The following is a 21723-nucleotide window of genomic DNA, read 5'->3' as shown; positions in this document are numbered from 1 at the left end:
CAGCGCAGCCGTACGAGCGGCGATGGAGGGGATAGGGATCGCCATATGGCTTGAGATCCGCCACACCCGCGCGGTGGTCGAATTCCTGCGGCAAAGGGCTGCAGATTCGGAAAATGAATCACCGTTAACCGCTCTTCCGCGCTGGATCTTGCGCGAATAAGCCAGAGATACAGTCACGGAACCAGCGCTGTGCAGGGTGTGTATCGTTGCGCCGATGCCAGGACAGCGTGAAAGAAACCGGGTCGAGTTCGAGCGGTGGACTTGCCACGTGGAGTCGTTCCGCTTGGCCGGAAGCTTCCACCACTCCTTCCAGAATCGTCGCGATCATATCTGACGAGGCGACAATCGCAGGAGCGGCGTAAAGCTGCGGAAGGGTCAAAGCGAGTTGGCGCTTCACCCCCTGCTTTGCCAAGGCCGCGTCCACGACGCCGAAACGATCATTCTCGGGAGAGACGAGGAGATGCGTCAGGGACAGGAAGGTGTCGAGATCCAGGTCCTGGCGAACGGCCGGGTGCTCTTTGCGCAGGATACAGACAAAGCGCTCTTCAAACAGAGGCACGCTCAGTATCCGGCCAGTGGGTGTGGGCGGGACGCCGATGGTCATATCCACTTCCCCGGCATCGAGCATCGATACGGCATCATCCCGGCCAGTGAAATTGCGAACAGCAAGGGTGATTCCCGGTGCTGCCTCGCGCAGCGTCGCCACCAGCCGCGGCAAATACATGAAGGCCGGGTGATCGGACAGGCCGATAGATAGCGCGGCGGTGGAGGCAGAAGGATCGAACTCCTGAGTGAAATCCAGCGTGCGCTGGATTTCCGCCAGCGCATGTCCAATCGGTTCGGCCAAGTCGAGTGCCCGTGGCGTCGGCTGTAGCCCGTTGGGTCCGCGTACGAACAACTCATCCCGGAGCAGAACACGAAGCCTCGAGAGAGCAGCGCTCATTGCCGGCTGGGTGCGTCCAATCCGTACTCCTGCACGCGTGACGCTTCGCTCCACCATAAGTGCATCGAAGGCGACAAGCAGATTGAGATCTATGCCGTGTAGATTCATGGCATGGATGTTATCGCATAACAATAATCGATTTCAATTATGCCTATCGCCTCCCTACGCTATGAAAACTCTCTCAACGAGCCTCTCCCATGACCGACTTAACTATTACACCCAAGGCGGAGCTAGCTAACTCAACGCCGGAAGAGCGCAATGCCATCGAGACGTTCTATCGCGCCTTCGAAGGCAGGCCGGAACTGCTCGACGAGGCTGCCGCGCCCGATTGGCAAGACATACCGCTCGCCCCCGGGCAGGCAGCCGGCCGGGATGGAATGAAGCCTCTCATCGCCGGTTTTGCGGTTGCGTTTCCCGATGCCAAGGTAACGATCCACGAGATCATCAGCGCGCCGGGCCGTGCAGCGGTACGAGCCGCGATCTCAGGCACACATGCAGGCGAGTGGTTCGGCATAGCGCCGACGGGCATGACATTCCAGCTGGCAATCCACGAATTCCACCATATCGCTAACGGCAGACTGACCCACACCTGGCACCTCGAAGACTGGTTCGGGTGGCTCAATCAGGTCGGCGCCTGGCCCGCAACTCAGCAGGAGGGCACACGATGAAAGCCATCCGCATCATAGGCTATGAGGCCGAGCCGATCCTTGAAGACATCACCAAACCGGTACCGACTAGTGGCCAGGTATTGGTCCGGGTCCGCGCTGCCGGTCTCAATCCCCTCGACGTCAAGCTGCAGCGCGGAGACATGGAACAATTCTTCCCCCTGACCTTTCCCTATACGCCAGGCACCGATCTCGCCGGTGACATCGAGCAACTGGGGCCGGATGTCGAAGGGTGGGCTGTCGGCGACCGGATCGTCGCCAGAACCGATCCAACCGTCGGTGGGGCTTTCGCTGAGTACGCCCTGGTACCGGTGGCGCTTCTTGCGAAGGCGCCTACCAGCGTACCGCTCAAGGAGGCGGCAGGCATTCCGACAGCGGCCGGAACGGCTTGGCAAGCCCTCTTCGAGTCCACCAATCTTGCCGAAAATCAGACGGTATTGATCCACGCCGGTACGGGTGGAGTCGGGAGCTTTGCCATCCAGTTCGCTCATCGCGTCGGGGCAAGTGTCATCGCAACGGCCTCGGGCGGTGGCCTGGAGATCGTTCGCCTGCTCGGTGCCGACAGGAGCATCGATTATCGTCGCGAGGACTTCACCCGGCAGCTATCCGGCGTTGACGTCGTACTCGATACGATAGGTGGCGAAACCCAGCAACGCTCTTATGCAGTGCTGCGGGCGGGTGGTCATTTGCTGTCTACCGCCATGCCGCCTGATGAAACGCTGGCCGCAGCCCATCACGTCACGGCCGGCTTCGTATTCCATGCTTCCGACGGTCAGCGCTTGGCGCGCTTATCGCATGCTATCGACCAATACGATCTGCAGGTCCTTGTGGACCAAACGGCGCCGATTACCGAGTTCGCCCAAGCATTTCAGCATCAGGCCTCGGGTCATGCACGGGGCAAAATCATCATCACATTCGGTTGAGCGGGAGCGCCTGGTGATAAACAAAGCCATCGCATCACGGTAGAGTTTCGCGCCCCTGGGTCAGCGACGCGCGCGCCTCGGCACTTTGTACGAGGTTACTGACCCAGTCTACAAATGCCCGTACGGTCGGTGATAAGTGGCGGTTCTGGGGATACATAACCGATATAGGCACTAGTGGTGCTGGTGTACTACTCAGAACCTGCTGTAATTTTCCACTCCGTAGGTGCGGCAGCACCATATAACTTGCCGCTCGTATCAGGCCTAACCCCTCCAAACCACAGGCGATATACGTTTCGGTGTCGTTGACGACCAGCTTCTGAGGCATCCGCACGACTTGCTCTTCGTCATTGATCACGAAGCGCCAATGCATTGGTCGCCCCTGGTCCCCGGATAGAAAACCGACAGCATGATGGTGCGGTAATTCATCCAATGAATGCGGCTCACCGTACTCCTCCAGATACCCAGGTGATGCACATGTCACCCATTCGAAGCTGGCAATACGACGTGCTACCAGCGTAGGCGAATCATGAGGAACCCCAGCGCGAATGACACAATCGACACCTTCCGGAACCAGCTCCACCGTTCGGTCGCTCAACGTCAGGTTCAACTCCACATTAGGATAGCGAACCTGGAATGTCTTGATGGCCGGCACCACGAACAGACGGGCAAACGAGGCCGTCATACCGACTCGCAGCTTGCCTTTGGCCTGCCCAGCCTGACCTGGAAAACTGGTCTCAACTGCTTCTAATTCTGCCAGAAAACGTCGACAGTGCTCATAATAGAGGCTGCCGTCGGGGGTCAGGTTCAAGTGGCGCGTAGTACGCTGTAGCAGCTTCACCCCGAGGAAGGCCTCTAGCTCCTTAATGGCACGAGTGACAGTGGATGCGGGGACGGACAGGTTCTCTGCGGCTTTGCTAAAGCCGTGCATCTCAACCACGCGGGTAAATATCTGCATGGCTTGCAGGCGATCCATGTCTTGCTCCCCCCGATGAAAATACTGGTCAATTTTATCTCTATCATGATACTGCAGCGCTTTCTTAACGTCTGACGAGAATCACAGCTGGTCGATTTCCCTCTTGTCAAAAATCGGCCGTCTCCGGATCTGGCCCCAGACGGCCATTCAGACGATCCAGCCCGGCCAGACCCTTTATCTCACTCGGTGTAAGTGCAAAGTCGAATAGCTGAAAGTTCTCTACAATACGTTCTGGCCGTACGGACTTTGAGATGGTGGCAAGGCCACTGTCGAGATGCCAGCGTAGGACGATCTGAGCAGGGGTCTTTCCATACCGCTCGGAAAGTTCAAGAATCTCTGGGGCCTGCAGTGCCGACGAGCTCGGGTCCGGGTTCTGCCACCACAAACCTAACGGGCTCCAAGACTGGGTTATAATGCCCTGCTCGTGGTGAAACTCTCTCAGCTTTTTCTGCTGAAAGTAAGGGTGTAGCTCGACCTGGTTAACCACCGGCGTCACTCCTGTTTCCTCAATCAAGCGCTGCAGCTGTCCAATGGAGAAGTTACAGACGCCGATGGCACCGACTCGGCCTTCGTCACGTAGACGGATCATTGCCTGCCATGTTTCCACGTAGGCATCACGAATGCGTGAAGGCCAGTGCATCAGATACAAGTCGATTCGATCAAGGCCCAGTCGACTCTGGCTGGCATCGAAGGCTTGTAGGGTTTTAGCGTAGCCGTGGTGTGTATTCCACACCTTGGTGGACACGAATATCTCTTCACGCGCTATCCCACTATCACGAATCCCTTCGCCAACACCCTGTTCGTTATAATAAGCCTCTGCTGTGTCTAGCAGGCGGTAGCCGGTCTGCAAGGCGCGACTCACCAATTCGGCACTCTTTCCCGGCGGCACCTGCCACAGACCATAGCCCAAGGCAGGGATTTTTACGTCGGCATGAACTGCTGGAAGGTAAGTCATTGACATAAGTTAACTCCACGAATAAAACACTATTTCCATCATAGCCGACCAGCCACCTGTTTTTAATTTCATCAAAAGCAAAAGTCATTTCGAAAAATGCCAATAAACGAAGCTAGATAATCTTTAATTTTATTTTTTAGAATTACATTCTCCGAAAACAGTCATTAACAACAAACATACCAACATATAACCTGCAAGTTCGCACGCCATGGACCGCCCGAGATATTTAATACGCATCAGGGTGCCAGTTCACCAGCCAAGCCTTCCTTGAGGCTCACAGCATGGAGCAACTCTGCAATAAGAATGTTAGAAACAGGATAGTCGACCATGTGATTATTTTTAATTCCATTTCCCATAAGAATATTTTCCGAAAAAGCAAATAGGCACGCGCACTGTTTATTATCTAGGAACTATGTTTTCCAAAAATCGATATTAACAAACCATGCACCAACATATAGCCTGCATGTGAGTAGTTTCGGATGGCAACCCTTCCGATTGCGTTGTCCGGTTCTAAACAAAACCGGCGATCTCATTAGCCTTAGATGTAGTCGTTCGGCGCAAAACTGTCGAAGAATGTATAGGAGAAATAGTGTAATGAACAACCCTCCAAATGAACGTATTCTCATTAAAGGTGCCTACGTCCTATCGCAGGATGATGAGCGCGGCGAATTCGTGGGAGATGTGTTGGTCGTCGGCGGGAAAATTGCTGACGTTGGGTTCGATCTGAAGGACGATGATGCCACTACAGTAGACGGCACAGGCCACGCGCTCCTGCCTGGGTTCATTGATACTCACCGGCATGCATGGCAAGGGGCGTTGAGGGGGCTGGATCCCTCGTGGACCTACGCCGAGTATCGCGATCATGTCCAGATAGGGCTTGGCCCCCATCTGGAACCAGAAGACGTGCGCGTCGGCAACCTCGCAGCTGATTTGATGTCGCTGGACGCAGGCGTAACTACGGTTCGCGACGAATCGCACATTATGAACAGTCCAGCGCATGCCGATGCCGCAATAGCAGCACATTGGGAATCAGGAATCCGCTCTGTGTTCGCCTACGGATGGCCTTCCACAGAGGCCGAATCCTGGCAGTTCGGTAGCGTGCGGGCACACCCCTCCGATATTCGTCGAGTCCGAGAAACCGTTCTTTCAGATGACTCAGCGCGTGTCACTCTCGCCGCCATGCTGCGCGGACCAGAGCTATCCACCATGGAGATCGCTACGCAGGATATCAAGCTCGCCCGCGACCTAGGATTGCAGATAAGTATGCACGTTGGACTGGGTGAGTGGGGCATCAAACAGGCGGCGGTTCGTAAACTCCACGATGCCGGTCTGTTGGGTCCCGACATGCTTTTTATTCACGCTTGTACCTCCACCGACGAAGAGTTGCGGATGATCGCCAATGTCGGTGCACAGGTTTCGGTGGCCTCATCGATCGAAGCGTTCATGCCGGGTCTTGGACAGCCTGCCACCAACCGCATGATCGCAGCAGGGCTGCACCCGAGTCTGAGCCTGGACGTAGAAACTTCCGCCGCCGGCGACTTGTTTGGCGCGATGCGCGCAGCATTGGTCTACCAGCAGTTGGTTCGTGCCGGAGCGACTGGTCTCATGGAAAGAAACCTGGAAATGCTGCCGACATTTGACGCTCGCGATCTGCTTGCCTTTGCCACAATTAACGGTGCCAGAGCATGCGGTATTGACGATCGGACTGGCAGTATCACTCCCGGAAAAGACGCGGATCTCATCATGCTACGGCTCACTGATTCCAATTTGCTGCCAGCCACAGACATTGCCGCTACTATCGTTACTGCCGCACATTCCGGCAACGTAACCTATGTCATGGTCGCTGGCAACGTGGTGAAGTCCGACGGCATTCTCCGTGGCAGTCATTCGATAGCAGAGCTAGCGTCACAGTCGCGAGATCGGATCTATAGCAGAGCAGGGATTGCTATGCCGGGTGTACAACATCGGCGAATGATTTCTTCTCCAGAGGCTCGTTACTGAGATGTTGCGACGGCTAAACCTGCCGAGGACAAGTCCAGAGGGGGCGCGCGGCTTGCGCGGCCCCCGAGCGGCGGTTGTGATTGCAGCGGCGTTCTTCATCACGATGCTCGGCCCAACCCTCCCGACGCCGCTATACCCGATATACGAGCAGCACCTCGGCTTTGGTGGGCTGATGGTGACACTGATCTTTGCCACTTACGCTGTCGGCGTTGCTCTTGCACTGGTGCTCTTCGGGCGGCTGTCAGACCAGTTGGGACGGCGAGCTTTGTTATTGCCTGGTCTCGCTCTTGCCAGCATAAGCAGCGCGGTGTTCCTGGTCCCTGACAGCATTGTAGCCCTGTTTGTGGGTCGGATTCTCTCAGGGCTCTCCGTTGGTCTCTTTACCGGAACTGCCACGGCGGCCCTGGCCGATCTGGCTACGTCAAGTACCCAGCGACGGTATAGCCTCATTGCGGCCCTGGTGAACATGCTTGGTCTTGGACTAGGTCCCGTCGTTTCGGGTGCTCTTGCAGAGTTCACTTCCGCTCCGCTTACGCTGCCATATATATTGCACGTCATGCTCGGGCTTATCGCCATGATCGGTATCGCCATGATTGCGGAACCGCTAGATCGGAAAATGGCACCCTTCAGGTGGGAATTACAACGTGTGAGTCTGCCCTCGCAGGTCCGAGGTACTTTCATACGTGCCGCCACTGCGGGCTTCGCAGGTTTCTCCGTACTCGGCCTCTTCGCCTCTGTCGCGCCAGCCCTGCTTGCACAAGTCCTCGGCGTCACCAATCATCTTGTGTGGGGGCTAATCGTCTTTGCTCAACTCGGCTTCTCGGCCATTGGACAGATCACCAGCACGAGAATACCCGATCGGCAGGCAATGCTGATGGGAACAGCAGCGTTGTCAGCTGGGATTATGCTGACGGGCATAAGCATCTTAGTATCGTCATTGCCGGTTCTTCTCGCCGGAGCGGCCATAGCAGGGATCGGTCAGGGCATGAGTTTCCGGGCCTCCCTCGGCACATTGGCTCAGCGAAGCCCGGAGCACAGCCGTGGCGAAATCATCTCTACCTTTTTCCTCGTGCTTTACATCGCGCAAGCGCTGCCAGTTATGGGCGTTGGTATTGTGGCGGATTCCTACGGGTTGGCCGTTGCTGGTGTCGGTTTCTCACTAATTGTGGCTCTTGTCGCTGCCGGCGCATTCTTGAGTCTGCTCCTTGCAAAAGGGGAGGCGATACGATAATCAAGTCAAATGCTAGTCCGAGCCTAGATGGCCTGTCAGGTAGAACAACCCGACAAAGAAGACCGCACTCGCGGTTAACCTTGGCGCAGAAATATCGACTGGTGCAACAATCAAAAAGTTATAGAACTCAAAAGTTATAGATAGTACGACGGGCCATTCATGCGAATGGTCCGTTTACGTGTTGAAGGGGGATCACGCTTCACGCTGATATGCACCGACGATCTCCGCGAGGACCGACACGGCCAGCGTCGAGGCCTCGCGCATGGAGGGCAGCAGGCCGACGGGGCCGTGGATTCGTCTGATCTGCCCCTCGGAGAACCCCGCCGCACGCAGCCCCTCGCAGCGTCTGGCGTGAGTCGCCTTGCTGCCTACAGCACCGATATAGAAGGCCGGACCTTTGAGGGCCTGGGCCAGAAGCGCCGCCTCCCAATCGACATCATGGAACGCCAGGAGAAAGGCCGTCCAAGGATCGTCGTCCAGTGCCGGAAGCGTGGAGGGGGTCGTCAGCGTCGTGATCTGGTCGATGCCCAGGCGCTGGGCGTCCTGGAATTCGACGTCATTGCGGAGCTGCAGCTCGGTGTGAATAGCGCTGGCCTGCGCTAGTCGGGCCAGCGCCATGCTGTCGGCCCCGCGGCCGGCGATGCGCAGGCGCAGCTTGGGCGTGTACTCGAAAGAGCGCGCGCTTACCACGTCCGGATGTCCCAGCCAGAGATCCCCGGACGCCGATATATTCAGCATCACTGCCCGGCGCGAGGCGAGCCGGTCATGGCAGGCGCACAGGACACTGGCCTGTGCATCGGGAAGCACCCAGGCCTCGATCGCCCCTCCGCAGGGTAGTGGCATATCGATGAAAGGCGAGCCCTTGCCGTATCTCAGGCGTTCAATCCGCCCCGAGCGAAGCGCTTGCCGAGCATGCGTTGCCACATCCGCGTCGATGCAGCCGCCCGAGATATAGCCGCAGCGTTCGCCAGTTTCGGATACGGCCATCAGCGCGCCCGGCATACGCACGGCGCCGCCTTCCGTCGCGGTCACGATGACGAGTGCCGCCTCACTCGTATTGCGCCACAAGAGCCACTGCCCAAGCACATCCTGTGCATGTTCCAGATACAGCGTGGGCCTCATCGAGCCGACGGCGACGGCGCTAACCCTGGACATGATCGGACAACGGCAGGTGGCGGACCCGTTGCTGCGTGGCGGCGAACAGTGCGTTGGCCAGCGCCGGCGCGAGCGGGGGGATGCCCGGCTCACCGACCCCGCCCAGCGGAGACCCGATCTCGACGATGTCCACCGACACCGCAGGCGCCTCGCCAATGCGCAGCAGCGCATAGTCGTGGAAGTTCGACTGTTCGGCGCGGCCGTCACGGATCGTCACCTTCTGGCTCAGTGCGGCGCCGAGCGCATCGACCACAGAGCCCTCCATTTGCGCCTCCACCTGGCCCGGGTTGATGGCGCGTCCACAGTCGATGGCCACATAAACCCGATCCACATGGAAATCCCCATCGTCGGCGCGTGCCTCGACCACTTGGGCGACGTAGGAGCCGTAGCTCTCGACCACGGCCAGGCCGCGTGAGACGCCCTCTGGCGCCGGCTCGCTCCAGTGCGACATCTCGGCGACCCGCTCGAGCACGGCAAGCATTCTCGTCTGCCCAGGGCAGTGGCTGCTGCGAAACTCCAGCGGATCGCGGCCCGCTGCCGCGGCGCATTCGTCCATGAAGCTCTCGAAGAAGAAGCCGTTGTAAGTATGGGAGATCGCCCGCCAGGGGCAGAGCGGGATCGGTAGATCGACCACCGCGTGCTCCACGACAAAATTCGGAATCTCATAGCGCATGTCCGATAGCCCGCCAAGAGAGAACGGGTCGAAGTTGGCGAGGTTGCCCGTCGCCTGCGCCCGCTCCTCCGGATCGAAGCCGTACTCGAGACCCATCTGCGGCCCGGAGAGCCGGATGTGCATGGCGGTGATATTGCCGCCATCGTCCAGCACCGCGCGCAAGCGGCACATCATCGTTTGGCGGTACTGCCCCTGGCGAACATCATCCTCACGGGCCCACAACACCTTCACCGGCCGACCGCCGACCCCGCGGCTGGCAAGCGCCGCCTGAACGGCGATCTCGCCATGGGTCTTGCGACCGAAACCGCCGCCCAGAAAGGTGGTGTTGATAAAGAGCCGTTCAGCCGGCACCTGCATAGCGCGCTCGAGCGTCATGCGGATGACGTCCTGGCCCTGGGTGCCGATCCACAGCTCGGTGCGCTCCTCGCTGGACTCGGCGGTGCAGTTGATCGGCTCCATGCACATATGGGTGAGAAACGGCACCGAGTATTCCGCCTCGACCACTTGGCCGTCGGCCGCCAGCGTCGCCTCGGCGTCGCCGCGCAGCGTGGTGATCGGCACATCGGTTCGATCCAGTCCTTCGCGGAGCAGCGCATTAATGTCGTCAGTGGAAAGCGTATCCGCCGGGGTCTGGGTAAAGGTGATCTCCAGGGCGTCGGCAGCCCGCTTGGCCTGCCACCAGGAGTCGGCCACCACCACCGCCCCGCTCGGCACGCGGACCACCGCCACCACCCCCGGCATCTCGGCGACACTGCTCGCGTCGAACGTCTCGACGTCGGCGGAGAAGACCGGCGCGAGTCGGACGGCGCCATACAGCATGCCTTCACGCTCGACGTCCACCCCAAACAAGGCCTCTCCCGTCACCTTGAGCGGCGCATCGAGGCGCGCCACCGTGCGTCCGGTCAAGGTCCGTTCGCCGTCGGGGCGCAGGGTCGGTTCTGCCGGTACCGGCAGTGCCATGGCGTCTTCGACCAAATCGCCGAAGGGAAGCGTCTCGCCACTGTCGGCATGAACGATGTATCCGTTCTCGGCCTGCAAGGTCGCGGGCTCCACGCCGAGTCGCGCGGCGGCGGCCTGGGTCAGCATCTCCCGCGTCTGGGCCGCCGCGCGGCGCAAGGGGTCATGCCATAAGCGGATGCCGAACGAGCCCACGGAGCGCATCTGGCCAGACGGAATACGGTAGGCCGGCGCCGGCTGAGTCGGCATCTCGACAGCAATGCTCGACCAGTCGGCGCCCAGCTCCTCGGCGAGAATCTGGGCCTGTCCCGTGTGGGCCCCCTGGCCCATTTCGCTGGTGGGCAACACGAAGGTCACCTGCCCACTCGTGTCGATGCGGATAAAGGCTTGCGATATGCCCGCATTCTCGGCCTGCTGCGCCCATGCCGCTGACAGCCGCAGCGGCACGACGAGCGCCGCGCCAGTGGCGACAGCGCCGGCCAGGAAGGCGCGACGCGTCATAGAGAAACGTTGTGGAGTCATTGTTCTACCTGTGCCTGGATAAGCATGAGGGAAATGGATCGATGGGCAGCGGATCTCGTCACGCCTCAGAGGCACGGTGAATGGCCGCCCGGATACGCAAGTAGGTGCCGCAGCGGCATAGGTTGCCGCTCATCGCCTCATCGATCTCCGTATCGCTGGGGCTCGGGTTGCGCGCCAGAAGCGCGGATGCGCTCATGATCTGCCCCGACTGGCAGTAGCCACACTGCGGCACGTCCAGCGCCACCCAGGCCTGCTGGACAGGATGCGAGCCATCCTCGGAGAGCCCCTCGATGGTGGTAACAGACCTGCCTTCGGCGCCAGCTAGCGGGAAGACACAGGAGCGCACTGGCTCGCCATCGACATGCAGCGTGCAGGCACCGCACTGCGCGACGCCGCAGCCAAACTTGGTCCCGGTGAGCTTCAACTCATCCCGGATCACCCAGAGCAGGGGGGTATTGGGCGCGGCGGTGACGTCGACGGTGCGCCCGTTGATCGTGAAGGCTGTCATAAAGGCTTCTCCTCGGCCTGGCCATGGTGGGAAACGCGTCCGGAATGCCGGCGCCGTTCAGCCGCCGTCACCGTAGAAAGCGCTACGCTGACGACTGCGTTGGCATTGAGTGTTAATCACCAGGCGGGGAGAAGGCTTGCCATCATCTACGTAAAACTGGCCTGATCCTGCAGGCGGGTGATGAGGCTAGAGATTGCGTATCAGTTGCTGACAGGAGGTTACTGGCGGTGGCGGATAAACTCGAGAAAGGCCCGCATGGCCGCGCTGGTATGGCGCCGGCTCGGATAGTAGAGATACCAGCTCGGCAGCTGCTTCTTCCAGTCGGTGAGTACTTCCACCACCCTGCCCTGTTCGAGATCGTCGCGGACATAATCCTCGAACAGATGGGCGAGGCCCGACCCCGCTATCGCGGCCTGGAGTTCGTGATGGGCCGAACTCAGCGTCAACCGCCCCTGCGGCGTGATCTCCACTTCGTCGCCCCCCTTCTCGAAGGTCCACGTCTCCATGGTGCCGCCGGGGAAGCGGCGGCGAATACAGTCATGCTGCAGCAGATCCTGGGGTGAGCCGGGCCGACCGCGCTTTTGAAGATAGTCGGGCGAGGCCACGATGGCATATCGCAAGGCGGGACCCAGGGGCATGGCGATCATGTCCTGGGCGAGCTGATTGCCGAAGCGCACACCCGCATCGAAGCCCTGCTCGACAATATCGATGATCGCCGCATCACTGACGATCTCGATGTCGACGTCGGGATACTTCTTCATGAATTCAAAGGCCAGCGGGCAGAGCACATGGTCGGCGGCCGGCGCCGGGGCATTGATCCGCACGCTGCCAGAGGGGCGTTCGCGAAGCTGATTGAGATCGTCGATCGCCGTTCTAATGTCGTGAAGGGCGGGGCCCAGTCGCTCGAGAAGCTGTTCGCCTGCTTCAGTAGGCGCGACGCTGCGTGTGGTTCGGTTCAACAGCCGGATGCCCAGCGCCTCCTCGAGCGCGCTGATCGATTGACTGATGGCTGACGACGATACGCCCCTGACAAGCGCGGCGGCTCGAAAGCCACCGCAGCGCACGACGTCCTCGAAGATCTCCAAGCTATCCAGGCGTAGCGGCCGCATTGCAAAGCCCTGCTTAATAAGCTGATCCGTTTTCATTAGCTTATCCACACGCCTGATCTGCGTCATCCTTTAAAAACGTGTTGCAAGGCGTCGGTGCTGGATAACCGCGGTCTTGGTCAACGCTGACAACAGATACGGCTCCAACAATAGAGACTCGGAGGGGGTGGACACGATGAGCGGCATAACCATGAATCGTAGGAAGGTGATACTGACGGCAGCCTCGGTAGCGGCGGGAGTCGTCTTACCGACCGGCGGCATCGCCTTGGCGCAGGCTGCTTCCACAGCGTCATCCACGGCCCAGGGGGTCAGTGCGACGGGCAATGTCGGCCATTACCGCTTTCGCGTCGGCGACATCTCGGCCACCGTGCTGAGCGACGGGCTGATCGGCGGCCCTCCGCAGATCTACGCCAGCGACGCGCCGGAGGCAGAGCTGGAGGAGGTGCTAAGGCAAGCCTTCCTGCCCACCGACCACATGACGCTCAATCTCAACACCCTGCTGATCGAAACGCAGGGCCGACGCATCCTTCTCGAAGCCGGTGCCGGGCAGACCATGGGGCCTCTAGGCGGTCGCATCTTCGATAACCTGGCCGACATCGGTTTACGGCCCGATGATATCGACATCGTGGTGATCTCACACACACACCCGGATCATGTCGGCAACCTGCGAACGGCCGACGGCGGCAAGGCATTTCCGCGGGCCACCGTCTTTGCGCCGCGTGCCGACTGGGACTTCTTTATCCGTAGCGAGCCGGATCTCTCCTACATGCCGGTGCCCGAGGATTTTCAGCGCAACTTCGCCGCCGCCATCCGCCAGAGCCTCGAGCCGGTCACCGACGAGATCGAATTGTACGAAGCCGGCACTGAAATCGTGCCCGGCCTAACCACGCTGCCGGCATTGGGCCACACCCCCGGCATGGCCAACTTCCTTGTCCATTCCGGGAATGATCAGCTACTGCTGACCGCCGATCTTGCCTATCACCCCATCGTCAATATTGATCACGCCTGGCTGCCCGGGCCGGATCGGGACAAGGAGACCGCCCTGGCCTCCCGCCGCCGCATCTTCGATATGGCAGCGGCAGACCGGCTCCCCGTGCTCGGCTTCCACTTTCCTTTCCCGGGCCTTGGCCGAATGCTCAAGACCGACACCGGCTACGCCTGGGTCCCGGCCAACTGGCAGTTTTGAGGTGAGCGAACCCGACATCCGTGAGGAAATCCTATGCACTCGCTCAAACACGCGGTCTGGACCTATGCCAGCCGCCACGCCAATAGCGACGGCCTGGCGCCAACCCCGGTACCGGGGCTACGCACGATGTGTCTCAACGCCCCAGGCGGCGACCTTCATTCGGTATATCGGCCGCTGATTTGCCTGATACTGCAGGGGGCGAAACGCTCGATGATCGGCAATAAAGAGCGACTCTTCTCGGCTGGCCAGTCGGTCATTGTGAGTGCTGATATGCCGGTCATCGGGCGAATCGTGCAAGCGAGCCAGCGCGAGCCCTATCTGGCCGTCTCCATCGAACTGGAGATGGCGAACTTGCGAGAACTCACTGCCCACATCGATAGCACCTCTTCGCAGCGCTCGTCTGCGATGGAGACACTCTTTGTCGAAGATACCGAAGCCGCGCTGATCGATTGCGCACTGCGGTTGATGCGGCTACTGGATCAACCCGATGCCATACCGCTGCTGCGCCCCGGCATCATGCGGGAGCTGCACTTCTGGCTACTGTCCGGGCCCCACGGCAACGCCTTGCGCTCGCTGGCGGCGCCAGACAGTCACGCGAGCCGCCTCGCCACCGCCATTGCGATCATCAGAGCAGAGTACCGTTCCCGCGTGCCCGTCGAGCGACTTGCGGCGGAGGCCGGCATGAGCCTCAGCTCGTTTCACAAGCATTTCAAGCACATGACCTCGCTGACGCCGGGTCAATACCAGCAGCGACTCCGCTTGATCGAAGCGCGCCGCCTGATGCTCGACGAGGGCTCTTCGGCGAGTAATGCCGCCTTCGAGGTGGGTTACGAAAGCGTATCGCAGTTCAACCGTGAATATAGGCGCCTGTTCCAAAGTCCGCCGAAACGCGACGCGCTGCGCATCCTGAAACCTGCCAAGAGCGTAGGAAGAGACACCGCCGTGTCGCAACGAGCAGGCGCTTGAGTCAGAGGTGCGAGGCAAGCCGACACTGCAGCTGCAAAAAGTACTGGATGTGCTCGACCTGATGGGGCTTGAAGTGGTCGTGCGGCGCAAGGGAAGTGGGCGTCACGAGTGACGACGCCCAGTAGGTTTACCACCGCGACAACTACGTTGCAGGGTGCCCGAGCGGCGCCACAAGAACGCATCTAAAGTTTAGAAGCAAACTCGGCGCCGTTTATTCGGAGTGTCAGAACATTACTTTTAGATTCTGAAGTTCGCCTATAACAACACCACTACCCTTATTTAACCTCATTAAAAAAACTCCAAACAACCACTTCTTCCGACGGTATAGAGAACTCGAGGCTGCCGCCCTCTACAACATGACGAAAGTAATATTCCCTACCTAGCCTTGACAGCATATAAGAGCCTTCCAGAACACAAACATTAGAATTATCAACATCTGTAATCACATCAAGAGCCACAAGTGCCATGCAGGCATCTTCCTTCAAGACCACGTCCACCTTTGTATCTGCCAGCTTATACATGTCTAGAACACCCAAGGGGATTCGAGAAAAACCAGACAATGATAGGAAAATAAAGAACAGTGAAAATGCCCCGAGAACAATCCACAACAAAAAAGTATTCACTTTTCCAGGGTTGGCCGCAGCAATTGAGTTAAGAAATATCAGCATGAACAGAGAAACAAAGCCAGCCAAGATAGCAAACCAAGAGCCTGAATTTTCTTGTGCAACCATAAGCCTAAGAACAAGAAGAACTGGAATTACCATTAACATCATGACAATGATGGAAGAGCCTAGATAGCCAAAATAAGAAAATAACGAATTACGAACTGACCCCTCACATTGACGAAAAAAGAAAAAAGTAACAACTGCCATGATCACGAAAAAAGGCAAGAAAGCGTAAACCCCATACTCATAGTATAAAAGCAGCGTTGACAGTGCAGCAATCAGTGGGAATGAAAAATAGAACATTGCCCATAAATGAGACTTACTACCACGACTTACTATTTCCTTCACCCCTCTATTAATAAACCAATCCTCCCCCCAAGCAATTCCAGGCAACACCATACAAAAAACAAGCGTCATTAGAACGAACACAAAGCTAATTGACAGCCCTACAAAAATGAGCAGAGCTGATTCCAGCTCTAACTGGGGTATATAGCCAATTTTAGCATAGTAAAACAAAAACACACCGCCCCCAACCATAAGGAGCGCCCCTACGACAACCCACCATGCAATATCACGCACAGATTTAAATAGACTTTTTAGATTTTCCAACGACCCACCCTCCAAAAAAAGAGAATGGATAATTACACATATTTAAATCAAGAAACATAAGACTATCACCACAGGTGACGTAAGATATTTCTTAAATATCACCCGCCATCCTGGCACAGAAGTCATAGTTGCAGCGCCCGACGCTCCACCACTTCCGCGTGCTAGCGCGCCTCCAGCAGCGCATCGACCAGCTCGGCCAGGCTCGCCTCACAGCGCGCCTGGGGCACCCGTGCCTCGTCCCCCTCTCGATACTTGCCTGAGCGAATCAGGCAGGCCTGCAGGCCGAGCTCCAGGGCAGCGACCACGTCGCACTCCACATCATCGCCCACCATCAGCGCCTCTTCGGGCGACACGCCGATCTCATCGAGCACGGCATGAAAGAAGTCGCTGGAGGGTTTGCCCAGCACCTTGGCCTCAATGCCGGCGGCGTACTCCAGGGCGCGCACGAAGGGCCCTGCGTCCAGGTGCAGGCCGCCCGCCTGGCGAAAGTAGCGATTGCTGCCCACAGCGAGCAGCGGCGCGCCCTCCTGCAGCAGCTGGAAGGCCTCGTCGAGGTGGGCATAGTCCAGGCGCTGCTCGGCATCGCCAAGCACCACCGCATTGGGGTTCTCCCGGGGCAGGTCGGCAAACTCGGGCTCGAGCCGCTCATGAATCAACAGGTAGGGGCGCAGCCCGCTGCGCTCGAGATAGCGACGGATCGCCCCCGGCGCGGTGAATACCTGCTCAGGCGCCGGGGCAAACCCCAGCCGCTGCAGCTCATCACGCATCGCCGCCGAGGTCTTGCGCGAGGTGTTGGTCAGAAAGCGCAGCGCCAGCCCGCTTGACTGCAGCCGCGCCACCGCCTCCACGGCGCCGGGCAGGGCCTCGCCGTCCTCGGTCAGCACACCACTGATATCGAGCAATACCGCCTTGAGCATCACCGTCACTCCCTTATCGACTCCGCAGGATTGACTCTATTGATGCCCGAGCATGCAGTGCTGTCAAACCGGGCCCGGCGGCTTACGGCTTATCAGCCGGCAGCGATCACTCAGCGATCTCCAGCGTCATCCCGGTCGTTTCTGTCGGAGGCCGATGAGACCCGCGTCGTGACGTTGTTGATCAGCTGCGGCACGAAACGCTCCGAGAAGCCCGCCACGAAGGACCAGAACAGCAGCTTGGCCAGGTCCGGCCCGGAGCTGGGGTAGGTTTCCTGGAAGATCCTCATCATGTACTGGTTACCCGTCTGCCAAGAGCGCTCTTCCGGGAAGGAGAAATCCGGAAAGAGATCACCGGAGACGATGCCGGAGAGGAACACCAGGTAGAGCACCAGCGCGAAGACGCCGCCGAAGATCGGTACCAGCAGGATCTGAAACACTGAGGCATCCAACAGTTCAAGCTCTTCATCGGTGACGTTGTTCAAACGCTGCTGAATACTGACAAAACCGCCGATAATGCCGCACAGGGGCACCGCCCAGGTCACCATAAACCGCTGATCGAAGAAAAAGGTTAACGCAAAGATGCTGCCTAGCACGGCAACCGCGATGGACGTCATCACGATCAGGCGCTTGGTGATGGAATGGATATGCCGGATGCGCTGCATGGTGTGCCCTCATCACCCGGCGGCTGCCCTTCTCCAAGGCAACCCCGCGAGCATGGTCTGCGACCTAAATGACGGCCTCCATTCCTCAGTTAACGATAGTCAACATGCCCGTAACTCACCATGTCAGCATGCGTGTGGTTTTTGGCAACACTAGGCGGACTAGAGAGGATACAATATCAGCGATGTAAGATATTGCTGGCATTTCCGTAAGCCATCTCTTAAATCGCCACCCGCCGGTAGCCAAGGCACCAGCATAAGTGATATTCGATAAGTACCATAATCGCATGCAATCGAAGGCAGCAATCCATGTATCTGGCAACGCTTGGCGATAAGGAGGTCTGCTCCTGCAAAGGTGGGCCGCGTCCCGCCGTTTCCCCTGTGCCAGCATTACGCCGACAGCGGGAATGATCCAAATGCCATCTAGGAAGCTAGACCTGTACTGCTATGTGGCGTTCTTATTCTTAACCTTCCTCTTTATCGGCAGCAGCCTTGTCACGGTGGCCTGGATCGCTGTCGAAGACAGCTCTATAGCGCTAGTAGGTAGGATATTTCTTCTGTCGAGCCTCACAGGCATCGCTATTTCGATGCTAGGAGGTGTGCTAACAGACAGCTGGAACAGAAAGATGGTTATCAGGCTTGGTATAATAGCCCAGATGATCGCCTTGGTAATTCTACTCTATGCCATACTAGTGGGGCACGGCCTGCCACCCTTTCTTTATCTCTTCAGCGTTCTGAACACTGCCGGGATGGCAGTCAAAGCTGGGGCGATAGACAGCGTTTTCCAAGCTATTGTCAGCAAAGAAAGGCGAATCGCCATGTCTGTGCGAGTTTCTATTGTACGCCAATTGGGGCTCGCGATTGGCATGGGAGGCGGCGGGATTCTTTTAGACCAAACCAGCGCCATTTTTTGCATATCACTGTTGCTTGTGGTGTCTATTTCACGTTTCGTCATCAGCGAGGTCTTTCTTAGCAGTCTAAAAAAGATAAAACAGAGTGCCTCTTCCAATCCAATGCAGCTTTGGAAAGAGGGGTTTACATATGCTGCTAGCGACAAGAACATTTACCTTGCCATATGTGGTGTGGCCTTAACTTTTTCAGTTGCACAAATGACAAATGTGCTTATCCCAGGCTTTGTACAGAACGAGCTTGCCGCGGGCAGTGACGTGTACGGCTTATTAGAAATGGCGTGGGCGATTGGCGGGGGCACCATACTGCTTATTGCTGCTTTTAAACGCCACACCTCCCCTTGCAACCAGGTTGAAGCACTGCTGCTGTGCTTGCTTGGCATAAGCATGATATTATTCTCCTTCCTTCGTTTCATCCCCGCACTGATACTGCTCTATGCCGTTATGGGTGGGCTCTTTTCGATCACTCGAGCGAGGCTCGATGGAAAGATCCTAACATTCTGCCCTGAAGGTATGATGGGTAGGGTTCGAGCAACCACGTCCATGCTAACCAACTCAATCGGCATGGTGATATACCTTATCCCCTCCATTTTCTCGATCACCTCTGTCTCCGGCCTCTACATGGCCTGGGGTGCTTTCATCCTATGCGTGGGGTTACTAATATGGCTATTTCAAGCCAGCACGACAAGCTCAAAGCGAAGATCAACGGAAAGTTGACCAGCGTCACCACAGCGACGCATTACCTGGAGCGCGTTAGTGCAGCACTTATCAATGCTGCCGCTGCCTGAGAAGCCAAGGCTGATGGATATCTGGCATTATGATGGGGATTGTTCAGTGCAGGGCGTTACCGAAGTGGACGATATGATCGAACGGGCTGCGCTGTTCAGCAGGGCCGCCCACCAAGCCGTTGGCCAGCAACGCAAGTACACCGGTGAGCCCTACTGGCGGCATCCGGCGACCGTGGCAAAGATGGTGTCGGCCGTAGAGACAGCGACAGCGGAGATGATCGCCGCCGCCCACCTTCACGACGTTCTCGAGGATACCGCCGTGACGGCGCTGGACATCGAGGAGTGCTTCGGCCAGCGCGTCGCCGTCCTGGTTCAGGAATTGACGGATCAATTCATTGATCCGGACATCGGCAACCGCGCTCACCGCAAGGCGCTGGAGCGCAACAGGCTGGCTCACGTCTCCCCACAGGCCCAGACCATCAAGTACGCCGACCTGATCGACAACACCACCAGTATCGTCGCTCGGGATCCTGGCTTCGCCCGTGTCTACCTGGCCGAGAAGCGCCTGCTCCTCGAAGTGATGACAGCGGGTGACCAGGCGCTGAAGCGCAAGGCATGGCGCGTGCTGCAGGAAGGCGAGGCGAACACTCATGGCGCTGCGCGATAACCAGCGGTAGCCACCCTAGCCCCATCGTTACCGTGAAAGATCGACCGCGAGAAATTACCGATCGGTAATTTTTCCTTCGGCTCGAGCCTTGATCGCCTTGAAAATTACCGAACGGTAATCTCCTCATTGCGAATAAGCAAATCCATGCCTAGAATTACCGAACGGTAATTATATGCGGATTTGCCATGTCAACTGACGAATTCACTGCTTCGCCCTCCTTGACCGTTCCTATTCGCCACAGCGAAGACCTCGGCAAGCTGGTGCGCCAATTGCGCGCCGAGCAGGGGCTGTTGCAGATCGACCTGGCCGGGCTGGCCGGCACCGGCAATCGTTTCATCGTTGACCTGGAGCGCGGCAAGCCGACACTGCAATTGCAGAAGGTGCTGGATGTACTCGACCTGATGGGGCTCGAGGTCGTGGTGCGGCGCAAGGGTGACAACCGCCATGGCGAGTAACGATGCCCTGGAGCTTTACCACGGCCACAGGCATGTCGGGCGGCTGCATGACGCTCAACCGCTGCGCTTCGAGTACGCCCCCGCTTGGCTGGGGCACTCTGAGGCGGTGAGTCTCTCCCCCTCCCTGCCCCTCTCGCAGCAGGTGCACGCAGGCGATGCGGTGCTGGCCTACTTCGAGAATCTGCTGCCGGAAGGCGACCTGCGTCATCACCTTGAGCTTCGCCACCACACCACTAGCGTATTCGGACTGCTGAAGGCCATCGGCGGAGATACAGCCAGCGGCTTCACCCTGCTCCCGCCAGAAGAGACACCCGCTCCGCCGCACTATCGGCCCATCAGCTGGCAAGCGTTGGCGGAACACCTGCTGCACAGGGAGCGGGGACCCCTGCTCTCGCAGCAGGGCGAAGAGGCACGGATCTCACTGGCCGGCGCCCAGGACAAGCTCCTGCTGATGCTGTTGGACGACGGGCGCCCCGCCATCCCGGAAGGATCGGCCCCTTCCAGCCATATCCTCAAGCCGGATATTCAAGGGCTGAGAGGTGTATGGGCCTCTGCCATCAATGAAACCTTCTGCATGCAGCTGGCCGCCGAGCTTGGACTCGAGGTCGCCGAAGCCAGCTACCAGCGCGAGACTCATGCCTGCCTTGTGCGCCGCTACGACCGCGTGCCCGACGCACAGGGAGGGCTGCGGCGACTGCACCAGCTCGACTTCTGTCAGCTCGCCGGGACTCCCTCCTTGATCAAGTACGAAAGTGACGGCGGCCCCGGCCTGGCACGCTGTCGTGAACTCATGCAGCAGATGGGAACGCCGGCCAAGGACTTGCAGCGCCTGATCGGCTGGTTCTTCTTCAACCTGCTGAGCGGCAACAACGATAGCCATGCCAAGAACCTCGCCATCCTCTACACCGACGAAGGACCCCGCCTGGCACCGTTCTACGACCTAATGAGCACCAAGCTTTATAGCGGCCTCGCACGCCGCTTCGCGTTTCGCATCAATGGGGAAGATCGCCCCGGCAGCATCGAGCGTTCGCACCTGGAAGCCCTCGCACGCTCAATGCGATTCCAGCCGCGCTACTTCATCAAGCAAGGCGTCGACCTCGCCGAGCGTATGCCCGCCGCCATCGACAGAACACTCGACACCCTCGGCCCCGAGGCGCACCAAGGCACCGAGCAAACGCTACTGGAGAGGCTGCAACAGCGGCTATTGAGCAACTGCCGCAAGCTGCCAGAGCGGTGGACAGTCGGAGGCAGTTGAGCAGGCCACGGCAACCATCAAGGCAGCACCTACACTGATCGCGTAAGGGTGCGAGCAGGCCCAGGAGCCGACAAAGAACATAAGCGCTATTTATCG

General features: G+C 58.5%; 20 protein-coding genes and 1 pseudogene. 10 read left to right on the top strand and 11 right to left on the bottom strand.

The features are described from left to right. Positions 1 to 124: 124 nt before the first annotated feature. Both IEI94_RS02205 and IEI94_RS22925 read right to left on the bottom strand, forming a co-directional pair. Positions 125 to 847, bottom strand: coding sequence for a LysR substrate-binding domain-containing protein (locus IEI94_RS02205; protein ID WP_224749910.1), 723 nt, complete (start codon positions 845 to 847; stop codon positions 125 to 127). An 18-nt stretch (positions 848 to 865) separates the two neighbouring features. Continuing rightward, positions 866 to 1051: pseudogene (locus IEI94_RS22925) on the bottom strand (LysR family transcriptional regulator); the annotation flags it as partial. 89 nt (positions 1052 to 1140) lie between these two features. Between IEI94_RS22925 and IEI94_RS02200 the strand changes: the two are divergent. Next, on the top strand, positions 1141 to 1611 hold the full coding sequence (locus tag IEI94_RS02200) for an ester cyclase (RefSeq protein ID WP_191165144.1): 471 nt from the start codon (positions 1141 to 1143) through the stop codon (positions 1609 to 1611). Beyond that, positions 1608 to 2531, top strand: coding sequence for an NADP-dependent oxidoreductase (locus IEI94_RS02195; RefSeq protein WP_191165142.1), 924 nt, complete (start codon positions 1608 to 1610; stop codon positions 2529 to 2531). Before IEI94_RS02200 ends, IEI94_RS02195 begins: the two co-directional genes overlap by 4 nt. 34 nt (positions 2532 to 2565) lie before the next feature. On the opposite strand, the gene IEI94_RS02190 is transcribed toward IEI94_RS02195, so the two are convergent. Then, positions 2566 to 3504 (bottom strand): LysR family transcriptional regulator, encoded by a 939-nt coding sequence (locus tag IEI94_RS02190; RefSeq protein WP_191165141.1) that lies wholly within the window; start codon positions 3502 to 3504, stop codon positions 2566 to 2568. Between the two features lie 106 nt (positions 3505 to 3610). Beyond that, positions 3611 to 4465, bottom strand: a complete 855-nt coding sequence (locus tag IEI94_RS02185; RefSeq protein WP_191165139.1) for an aldo/keto reductase — start codon at positions 4463 to 4465, stop codon at positions 3611 to 3613. Positions 4466 to 5053: 588 nt separating this feature from the next. Here IEI94_RS02185 and IEI94_RS02180 point away from each other — a divergent pair. Continuing rightward, positions 5054 to 6460 carry an amidohydrolase family protein gene (locus IEI94_RS02180; RefSeq protein WP_191165137.1) on the top strand — a complete coding sequence of 469 codons (1407 nt, stop codon included), beginning with the start codon at positions 5054 to 5056 and terminating at the stop codon, positions 6458 to 6460. A gap of 76 nt (positions 6461 to 6536) precedes the next feature. Continuing rightward, positions 6537 to 7691 carry an MFS transporter gene (locus tag IEI94_RS02175; RefSeq protein ID WP_318153347.1) on the top strand — a complete coding sequence of 385 codons (1155 nt, stop codon included), beginning with the start codon at positions 6537 to 6539 and terminating at the stop codon, positions 7689 to 7691. A gap of 192 nt (positions 7692 to 7883) precedes the next feature. Here the strand turns inward: IEI94_RS02175 and IEI94_RS02170 are convergent, their stop codons facing one another. The 4 genes from IEI94_RS02170 to IEI94_RS02155 all read right to left on the bottom strand — a co-directional run bounded on the left by IEI94_RS02170 (position 7884) and on the right by IEI94_RS02155 (position 12615). Continuing rightward, positions 7884 to 8813, bottom strand: coding sequence for an XdhC family protein (locus tag IEI94_RS02170; protein ID WP_191165132.1), 930 nt, complete (start codon positions 8811 to 8813; stop codon positions 7884 to 7886). 19 nt (positions 8814 to 8832) lie between these two features. Next, the gene (locus IEI94_RS02165) at positions 8833 to 10998 is read right to left on the bottom strand and encodes a xanthine dehydrogenase family protein molybdopterin-binding subunit (protein ID WP_191165130.1); all 2166 of its coding nucleotides are present in this window, start codon (positions 10996 to 10998) and stop codon (positions 8833 to 8835) included. Positions 10999 to 11056: 58 nt separating this feature from the next. Next, positions 11057 to 11506: a (2Fe-2S)-binding protein gene (locus IEI94_RS02160; protein ID WP_191165128.1), complete on the bottom strand. Its 450-nt coding sequence runs from the start codon at positions 11504 to 11506 to the stop codon at positions 11057 to 11059. Between the two features lie 218 nt (positions 11507 to 11724). Then, positions 11725 to 12615: a LysR family transcriptional regulator gene (locus IEI94_RS02155; protein WP_224749894.1), complete on the bottom strand. Its 891-nt coding sequence runs from the start codon at positions 12613 to 12615 to the stop codon at positions 11725 to 11727. Between the two features lie 187 nt (positions 12616 to 12802). On the opposite strand from IEI94_RS02155, the gene IEI94_RS02150 reads away from it, so the two are divergent. Both IEI94_RS02150 and IEI94_RS02145 read left to right on the top strand, forming a co-directional pair. Next, complete coding sequence (locus IEI94_RS02150) at positions 12803 to 13798, top strand: MBL fold metallo-hydrolase (protein ID WP_224749893.1); 996 nt, start codon at positions 12803 to 12805, stop codon at positions 13796 to 13798. 33 nt (positions 13799 to 13831) lie between these two features. Next, entirely contained in the window at positions 13832 to 14764 is a 933-nt protein-coding gene (locus IEI94_RS02145) for an AraC family transcriptional regulator (protein WP_191165124.1), read from the top strand. A 275-nt stretch (positions 14765 to 15039) separates the two neighbouring features. On the opposite strand, the gene IEI94_RS02140 is transcribed toward IEI94_RS02145, so the two are convergent. The 3 genes from IEI94_RS02140 to IEI94_RS02130 all read right to left on the bottom strand — a co-directional run bounded on the left by IEI94_RS02140 (position 15040) and on the right by IEI94_RS02130 (position 17617). Beyond that, positions 15040 to 16038 (bottom strand): hypothetical protein, encoded by a 999-nt coding sequence (locus IEI94_RS02140; protein ID WP_191165122.1) that lies wholly within the window; start codon positions 16036 to 16038, stop codon positions 15040 to 15042. Positions 16039 to 16199: 161 nt separating this feature from the next. Next, positions 16200 to 16955 (bottom strand): TIGR01458 family HAD-type hydrolase, encoded by a 756-nt coding sequence (locus IEI94_RS02135; RefSeq protein ID WP_191165120.1) that lies wholly within the window; start codon positions 16953 to 16955, stop codon positions 16200 to 16202. Positions 16956 to 17065: 110 nt separating this feature from the next. Further along, positions 17066 to 17617 carry a hypothetical protein gene (locus IEI94_RS02130; RefSeq protein ID WP_191165119.1) on the bottom strand — a complete coding sequence of 184 codons (552 nt, stop codon included), beginning with the start codon at positions 17615 to 17617 and terminating at the stop codon, positions 17066 to 17068. 413 nt (positions 17618 to 18030) lie between these two features. On the opposite strand from IEI94_RS02130, the gene IEI94_RS02125 reads away from it, so the two are divergent. The 4 genes from IEI94_RS02125 (at position 18031) to IEI94_RS02110 (ending at position 21627) form a co-directional block, all read left to right on the top strand. Next, positions 18031 to 19239 carry an MFS transporter gene (locus tag IEI94_RS02125; protein ID WP_191165117.1) on the top strand — a complete coding sequence of 403 codons (1209 nt, stop codon included), beginning with the start codon at positions 18031 to 18033 and terminating at the stop codon, positions 19237 to 19239. A gap of 39 nt (positions 19240 to 19278) precedes the next feature. Further along, entirely contained in the window at positions 19279 to 19917 is a 639-nt protein-coding gene (locus IEI94_RS02120; protein WP_318153346.1) for an HD domain-containing protein, read from the top strand. 185 nt (positions 19918 to 20102) lie between these two features. Then, the gene (locus IEI94_RS02115; protein WP_191165115.1) at positions 20103 to 20372 is read left to right on the top strand and encodes a helix-turn-helix transcriptional regulator; all 270 of its coding nucleotides are present in this window, start codon (positions 20103 to 20105) and stop codon (positions 20370 to 20372) included. Continuing rightward, positions 20362 to 21627, top strand: a complete 1266-nt coding sequence (locus tag IEI94_RS02110) for a type II toxin-antitoxin system HipA family toxin (RefSeq protein ID WP_191165113.1) — start codon at positions 20362 to 20364, stop codon at positions 21625 to 21627. The genes IEI94_RS02115 and IEI94_RS02110 overlap by 11 nt, the downstream gene beginning before the upstream one ends. Positions 21628 to 21723: the final 96 nt, after the last annotated feature.

Origin of the sequence: Halomonas sp. ML-15 (assembly GCF_014779595.1) — a bacterium.
In the GTDB taxonomy this organism is placed as follows: domain Bacteria; phylum Pseudomonadota; class Gammaproteobacteria; order Pseudomonadales; family Halomonadaceae; genus Franzmannia.
This window is presented reverse-complemented; position numbering and strand designations above follow the sequence as displayed.